At 40.7% G+C, this 7,193-nt stretch carries 7 protein-coding genes; 4 read left to right on the top strand and 3 right to left on the bottom strand.

Going from position 1 to position 7,193, the window contains the following annotated elements:
* Nucleotides 1-239: 239 nt before the first annotated feature.
* Entirely contained in the window at nucleotides 240-893 is a 654-nt protein-coding gene (nfsB, locus tag FTU91_RS14995; RefSeq protein WP_180044724.1) for an oxygen-insensitive NAD(P)H nitroreductase, read from the bottom strand.
* A gap of 251 nt (nucleotides 894-1,144) precedes the next feature.
* Between nfsB and hpaI the strand changes: the two genes are divergently transcribed.
* Nucleotides 1,145-1,942: a 4-hydroxy-2-oxoheptanedioate aldolase gene (gene hpaI, locus FTU91_RS14990; protein WP_180044607.1), complete on the top strand. Its 798-nt coding sequence runs from the start codon at nucleotides 1,145-1,147 to the stop codon at nucleotides 1,940-1,942.
* Between the two features lie 261 nt (nucleotides 1,943-2,203).
* Here hpaI and FTU91_RS14985 read toward each other — a convergent pair whose 3' ends face one another.
* Both FTU91_RS14985 and FTU91_RS14980 read right to left on the bottom strand, forming a co-directional pair.
* Nucleotides 2,204-2,923 carry a UDP-2,3-diacylglucosamine diphosphatase gene (locus tag FTU91_RS14985; RefSeq protein ID WP_180044606.1) on the bottom strand — a complete coding sequence of 240 codons (720 nt, stop codon included), beginning with the start codon at nucleotides 2,921-2,923 and terminating at the stop codon, nucleotides 2,204-2,206.
* Nucleotides 2,924-3,041: 118 nt separating this feature from the next.
* The gene (locus tag FTU91_RS14980; protein ID WP_166168257.1) at nucleotides 3,042-3,551 is read right to left on the bottom strand and encodes a peptidylprolyl isomerase; all 510 of its coding nucleotides are present in this window, start codon (nucleotides 3,549-3,551) and stop codon (nucleotides 3,042-3,044) included.
* A 166-nt stretch (nucleotides 3,552-3,717) separates the two neighbouring features.
* On the opposite strand from FTU91_RS14980, the gene FTU91_RS14975 reads away from it, so the two are divergent.
* From FTU91_RS14975 to FTU91_RS14965, 3 genes are all read left to right on the top strand, one after another.
* Nucleotides 3,718-5,439 (top strand): glutamine--tRNA ligase/YqeY domain fusion protein, encoded by a 1,722-nt coding sequence (locus tag FTU91_RS14975; RefSeq protein WP_180044605.1) that lies wholly within the window; start codon nucleotides 3,718-3,720, stop codon nucleotides 5,437-5,439.
* A gap of 130 nt (nucleotides 5,440-5,569) precedes the next feature.
* The gene (locus FTU91_RS14970; protein ID WP_180044604.1) at nucleotides 5,570-6,481 is read left to right on the top strand and encodes a bestrophin family protein; all 912 of its coding nucleotides are present in this window, start codon (nucleotides 5,570-5,572) and stop codon (nucleotides 6,479-6,481) included.
* Nucleotides 6,482-6,599: 118 nt separating this feature from the next.
* A complete protein-coding gene (locus tag FTU91_RS14965; RefSeq protein ID WP_180043362.1) occupies nucleotides 6,600-7,061 on the top strand; it encodes an SRPBCC domain-containing protein in 462 nt (153 codons plus the stop codon).
* Nucleotides 7,062-7,193 lie beyond the last annotated feature (132 nt).

Raw genomic sequence — 7,193 nt, 5'->3', positions numbered from 1 at the left:
GTTCAAATGGCTATTCTACGTTTGATTGGTTTTGGAAAAAAAGAAGAATTTAAGAAAGTGCTAGCAATTTTAAGAAAGAAAAAGCCTGATAGGACAAGGATCCTATGAAATTTGTCGTGTACAGAGAGTAGGGACTACCGTTTATTTTTTTGCCAATATACCTGAGTCCTGTTACAAAAATAAGTCCTGAAATGACATGAAAGGGGCATATTCGCCCCTTTTATTGTAATTTTTTTTAATCACAGCTTGGTGAAAATTTCTTCACGACTCAGGCGTGACTTGGGTAACTGAGCATTGAAATCATTTTCGCTGCGGAAACCTAGCGTCATAATCACTGATGGAATTAACCCTTTTTCATCTAATTCCAATTCCTGGCGAATAATCTGTTCATCAAATCCGCCAATAGGGGTGGCATCAACTCCTTCAATAGCTGCGGCCAGTAACATTTGACCGAGCGCAATAAAAGTCTGATTTTCTGCCCAGCGCTGAATATCCCCTTTTTCATTACGGTAATAATCCACATAACCGCTACGGCTGTCTTTTTGGCCCTGTTTGGCTTTTTCATCTTTAAAACGGCCACTAAGATCATCTTGCTTGAGCAGGGTATCAAGGTGCTGTTCTGAAATATCCGCTTTGGTACAGAACAGAATGGTATGAGAAGAATCTAGAACTTTAGGTGCATTGTAGGCATATTTCCCAACCAAGGCTTTGGCGATACGCTCTTTGGCGCCTTGATCATCGGCAATAAAAAAATGCCAGGGCTGAATATTGATGGAGGATGGCGTGAGACGCAGGATTTCTAATAAACGTTCAAACTGCTCTTGATGAATTTTTTTACTGGGATCATATGCTTTCGTTGTGTAGCGTGATTTTGAAACGTTTAATAAATCCATGAGTGACATTTCCACTATTAAATTTTTAATGATTTTACCTGATTCCTTGCTGAAATGGCTTGGAAGAATTATGGGATAGCTTATATTTTGGCATCAAGCGTGTGAATTTTTATGGTGAATAAAAGTAAAAAACTTAATAAAATGTATAATTAATAGTAATATACAATGACGAAATACGAAATCTATATTGGTACTTTTTGTTAAATCACGTTTAATCGAATAATTACATCGCCTGTAGACCGAGTCAGACAATGATAGATGATACAAACCATTTTAAAAGACGATTAAAAACCCAACAGCAGATTGGGTTATGGGTGGGGCTGGCAGATGCTTACGGCACTGAAATTGCGGCCAATGCAGGCTATGACTGGTTACTCATTGATGGGGAACATGCACCGAGCGATTTAAGAACCACACTCTCTCAATTGCAAAGTATCGCAGCGTATCCATCACAAGCTGTGGTTCGTCCACCTATTGGCAGTGTGCAGCTGATTAAGCAACTTTTGGATATTGGGGCGCAAACTTTATTGATTCCCATGGTGGAAACGGTTGAGCAGGCTGAGCTGATGGTGAAAGCGGTACGTTATCCGCCAGAAGGAATTCGTGGCGTAGGTGCCGCATTGGCCCGTGCAACACGCTGGAACAGTATCCCGGATTATTATGCAACAGCACATGAAAATATTTGTCTGCTGATTCAGATTGAATCTGTGACAGGTCTGGAAAATCTGGATGATATTTTAAAAGTGGAGGGAATTGACGGTGTATTTATTGGCGCTGTAGATTTGTCTGCGACCATGGGATATCAGGGTAATCCGAATCATCCGGAAGTACAAAAAGCGGTTGTTGATGCCATTCAACGCATTCGGGCATCGGGTAAAGCAGCGGGGATTTTATCAACGGTGCATGACGTAACGCAAAAATATATTGATTTGGGTACCGAGTTTGTTGCGGTAGGGGTGGATACCAGCGTATTAATGAATTCACTGCGCGAGCTTTTAGCCAAATATAAAAATGATGCGGAAGTGATAAAATCTGAAGGTGGGTATTAATTTTTAATATTTTATATCAGCTTTTAAATTGTACCTGATGGACTCCTACCAGCTGTAATTGTGAGGTCAGGAGTTCTATGTGCTGCTTTATTTTGCCTTGAAAAGCATTGCTTGGTAAGACCAAAGGCATTTGTCATTCACAAAGCCTGTTTTATTTTTGGTCAGCTAAATTTTTTTCATCGCAGAAACATTACAGCCTAGTTCTCGACAGATTGTGAATGACATAGTCAAGTTATAAAAGTTAATTATGAAAATTTATATTTAATAAGCCCAAGTCTTTAATTCTAATTTTACATTTTTATGTGCAGGATTGATCTCTAAAATCTGTGCCGAATGTTCGCGCCAGTCACCTAGCACAATCCGTTTCTTACCCTGAATATCATGTATTGCAGAACGATGAGTATGGCCATGAATCAGTACGTCAATATGTTCTAAGGCAACTTTCACCGCGAACTGATTTACATCCATGATGTCATAAGACTTCATCTGTTTGGTTTCAGCACTTTTTTTACGGAAACCATTAGCCAGTTGTTGCCGAAAACTTAAAGGCATGCGTTTTAAAAAACCTAAAAGTAATGGATTACGAATGATCTTGCGGAATTTTTGGTAGGACACATCGTCTGTGCAGAGCAGATCACCATGTTCTAAACGGTATGTGGTGTCGGATATTTTTAAAATGGCCGGTTCGGACAGCAATGTGCCATTGAATTGTTTTAAGAATTTTTTGCCTAAAGCAAAATCGCGGTTGCCAGCCAGAAAATATATCTGATTGCCGGCATGATGAAACTTTTGCAGGGCATGGACAATGTCATCTAGCCAGGGGGCTGTATAGTCATCACCAATCCAAGCATTAAACCAGTCACCCAAAATATAAAGCTGGGTATTTTTATCTTTATAACTGTCTAATAAATCCAAAAACCCCCGAACGAGTCGAGGGTGTTCAGGTGACAAATGTAAATCAGAGATAAACAGATAGGTCACGTATTTTCCTTAATACTTCCTCTCAAAGTCCATCTATTGGATAGAGGAACTATATCCTTAACATTATTCCGTTTTAAAGCACTGCTTTAAAACTCATTAAAGACGGAGAGGACGTTCTTTATTCAGAAATGATTTTTGCAGATTCAATCACAACGTTCTCTAGAGGAACGTCAGCGTGGTAGCCACGGTTACCTGTGCGAACGCCTTTGATATCAGCAACGACATCCATACCTTCAACTACTTTACCAAATACGGCATAACCCCAACCTTGAGCTGTTTTACCAGTGTGGTTAAGGAAAGAGTTGTTTTTCACGTTAATGAAGAACTGAGCAGAAGCTGAATGAGGAGCTTGGGTACGCGCCATTGCGATGGTACCTTCATCATTGCTTAAACCGTTGTCTGCTTCGTTTTCAATTGAATCACGCGTTGCTTTTTCTTTGAAATTTTCATCCATGCCACCGCCCTGGATCATGAAACCGTCAATTACACGGTGGAAAATTACGCCATCATAAAAACCATCACGAACATATTCCAGGAAGTTAGCCACAGTTTTAGGTGCTTTTTCTGAATTAAGTTCAAGAACAATACGTCCTTTATTGGTGTTTAATTCGACTTGAGGAAAACTCATTCTATAATCTCCTGATCATGGACAAAAAAGCCATGGGTTTTTGGTTGAGAGAAGCATAAGCAAACTGTAAACTACAAGGCAAGCGAAAACGTTATTTTCTTTGTTAAAAAAACCAGAAAAGCGTTTTAATTATCCTATTTTATCTTATAGAAGTGATTTATCAACTATGAAGCCGAATGATGTTGTTTCATCCCTGCCAAATAACCCGACAACAAGTAATCAACCTGTCGATGCTGCGCAGCAAGAACAACAGCCGGGCTTAGACTTTGTACGTCAGGTCATTACTGACGATTTGGCAGCAGGCCTTACACAGCAAGTGATCACGCGTTTTCCACCAGAACCGAATGGTTATTTACACATTGGTCACGTGAAAGCGATTTGTTTGAACTTTGGTATTGCACAAGAATTTGATGGCGTATGTAACCTGCGTTTTGACGATACCAATCCGGACGCAGAAGAACAAGAATATGTGGATGGGATTGCCAACGACGTAAAATGGCTCGGTTTTAACTGGAACGGTGAACCTCGCTATGCATCTAGCTATTTTGATCAACTGTACACATGGGCAGTACAACTGATTGAACAGGGCGATGCTTATGTAGATTTACAAACACCTGAAGAAATCAAGTTAAACCGTGGTTCATTTGTAGAACCAGGTAAAAACTCTCCATTCCGTGACGCGACTGTAGAAGAAAACCTGGTGCGTTTTGAACAAATGCGTAATGGCGAGCTGGGTGAAGGTCAGGCTGTATTGCGTGCCAAGATTGATATGGCTTCTCCAAACGTGCATATGCGTGATCCGATCCTGTATCGAATTCTGCATTCTGCTCATCACCAGACTGGCGATAAATGGAAAATCTATCCAATGTACGACTATGCGCATCCATTATCTGATGCCATTGAAGGTGTGACTCACTCTTTATGTACTTTGGAATTCCAGGATCACCGTCCGTTTTATGACTGGGTTATCGAGAAAGTTAAATCTCCAGCTGTTCCACGTCAGTACGAATCAAGCCGTCTAAATGTCGATTACACCATTACCTCTAAACGTAAACTGCGTAAACTGGTAGAAGGTGGCTTTGTACAAGGGTGGGATGATCCACGTATGCCAACCGTTGTAGGGATGCGCCGCCGTGGTTTCACGCCTGAAGGTTTGCGTGATTTCTGTAAACGCGTGGGTGTTTCCAAGTCTGACGGTATTGTCGATGTTGCTATGCTGGAATACTGCATCCGTCAGTCTTTGGAAAATACCGCTGCACGTGGCATGGCGGTGTTGAATCCATTGAAAGTGACTTTGACTAACCTGCCTGAAGCAATGAACCTGAGTCATGCACGTCATCCGAACGTTGAGATGGGTGATCGTATCATTCCATTAACGTCTGAAATTTACATCGACCGTAAAGACTTTGAAGAAGTACCGCCTAAAGGCTTTAAACGCTTAATTCCAGAAGGCGAAGTACGTTTACGCCATGCTTATGTGATCAAGTGTGATGAAGTGATTAAAGATGCCAATGGTGAAGTGGTTGAACTGAAATGTTCAATTGACCCTGAAACTTTAGGCAAAAATCCGGAAGGTCGTAAAGTGAAAGGCGTTATTCATTGGGTATCTGCAACCCAAGGTGTGCCTGCAGAAGTGCGTATCTACGACCGTTTATTCACTGAATCTGATCCGGAAGTGGGTGATGACTTCCTTGCCAACTTAAATCCTGAATCACTCAAAGTGGTTCAAGCGGTGATTGAACCGGCTTTAGCTGAAGCGAAGCCTGAAGACCGCTTCCAGTTTGAACGTGAAGGTTATTTCGTTGCAGATCAATATGATCACACGGCAGAAAAACCAGTGTTTAACCGTATTCTGGACTTAAAAGACAGCTTTAAGCCTGGAAAATAACATTGTTTATGCTCTAGGATGATTCACTGTTGAGTCAAAAATGTTTAGATCAAGCTCAACTTCGGTTGGGCTTTTTCATGACAGCTATTTTATAAATATTGAAGCGACTAGGTTTCATGAGGGGAAATTTGTGATTATTCGAGATAAAAATAATAGCTTTATGCTGTTATTTGCATGGCATGGCACAATTTTACCTAAAGTGATGCCAGCTCTAGCGGTTGTAGTCAGTTTATCGGCACTGTTGGTGTATTTAAGTGCAGCACATTTCTTGACTATGCCAGAAGTTCCTGCCATTGGCTTTACCATCTTCGGTGTGATTCTTTCGATTTTCTTAAGTTTTAGGAATACGGCCTGTTATGATCGCTGGTGGGAAGGGCGCAAGCTTTGGGGCGCACTGATTGCCAATACACGGCATATTATTCGTGATAGTCATGTGCTGGAAGACTCTCAACGTCAGATTTTGATGTATCGGGTTATGTTATTTTGTTACCTGCTACGCGACCGCTTACGTCATCAAGCAACAGATATTCAACATTTCCGAAATGCTGTCAATTTAAGCGATGGGCAATGGCAGCAATGTGCTGAACATATCAATGCGCCGCAGTATTTACTTGAGATTATGCAAAAAGATTTGGTGCTGTGTTATAAGCAAGGTCAAATCAGCGACATTATCTATAGCACCTTGACTCGACATACGGTTGCCATGGGCGACATTCATGCAGGCTGTGATCGTATTATGACTACGCCATTGCCATTTTCTTATTCAGTTTTATTGCATCGGGCAGTTTATTCATTCTGTTTAATTTTGCCCTTCAGTATTGAAGCGAGTTTCGGTATTTGGACACCCGTAATTGTGGCATTAATTGCCTATTTGTTTTTAGGTTTGGATGCGCTCAGTGCAGAGTTGGAAGAACCATTTGGACTTCAAGAAAATGATTTACCCCTCAATTCGATTGTGCGAAATATTGAACGGGAAATGTTAAGTTCATTAGGGGCTGAAATTCCGCCAGTACTTTCAAGCTATAAAGGTAATTTAAGTTAAGTTTAGAAAATCATTTTTGCTTCTACACGGCGCTGTTTAAGTCTTTAACAATTCAGTGATAGCCATGAATTTCAGATGTATGCTATCACTAAGAAGAAGAATAAAAAGGAAGAACGCAATGAGCGTAGTCATAGAAACCCAGATGTTAATTCGCAAACCGGTTGCAGAGGTGTTTAATGCCTTTATTGACCCCGAAATCACCAGCAAGTTTTGGTTTACTTCATCTACCGGACACTTGATAGAAAACAGAACGGTAGACTGGTATTGGGAAAAAGATGAAGTGACCCGCAGTGTTTATGTCGAACAGCTGATTCATAATGAACTGATCCAGTTTACTTGGGGAGAACCCAAGAGCACGGTAGATTTTATTTTTGAGAAGTTAACAGAACAAGAGACTTATCTTCGCATTCGCAATTATGATATTTCTCTGCAAGGCTCAGACTTAATTACTTTTGTGATTGAGCAAACAAGCGGTTTCACCACTGTGCTGGATGGCTGTAAGGCTTACCTGGAATATGGAGCGCAGTTAAATCTGGTCAATGACAAGTTTCCGCCATTTGTCGAAATGGGGGTGATTTAAATCTGAACTTTGTACACGACAAAAAAAGATAACTCATTGAAATAATGGCATAATACTTGTTTTCTGACGACGAATATGATGACACATTTCAATGAGTTACATCTCATCTTAAACAAATATCTAAAGTGGAAC

Origin of the sequence: Acinetobacter sp. YH12201 (genome assembly GCF_013418145.1) — a bacterium.
Lineage (GTDB): Bacteria > Pseudomonadota > Gammaproteobacteria > Pseudomonadales > Moraxellaceae > Acinetobacter.
This window is presented reverse-complemented; position numbering and strand designations above follow the sequence as displayed.

Excerpts from the sequence above, each read along its gene's own strand:
- hpaI (WP_180044607.1), top strand. The coding sequence starts at position 1,145 with ATGATAGATGATACAAACCATTTTAAAAGACGATTAAAAACCCAACAG.
- nfsB (WP_180044724.1), bottom strand. The coding sequence starts at position 893 with ATGGATTTATTAAACGTTTCAAAATCACGCTACACAACGAAAGCATAT.
- FTU91_RS14975 (WP_180044605.1), top strand. The coding sequence starts at position 3,718 with ATGAAGCCGAATGATGTTGTTTCATCCCTGCCAAATAACCCGACAACA.
- FTU91_RS14965 (WP_180043362.1), top strand. The coding sequence starts at position 6,600 with ATGAGCGTAGTCATAGAAACCCAGATGTTAATTCGCAAACCGGTTGCA.
- FTU91_RS14980 (WP_166168257.1), bottom strand. The coding sequence starts at position 3,551 with ATGAGTTTTCCTCAAGTCGAATTAAACACCAATAAAGGACGTATTGTT.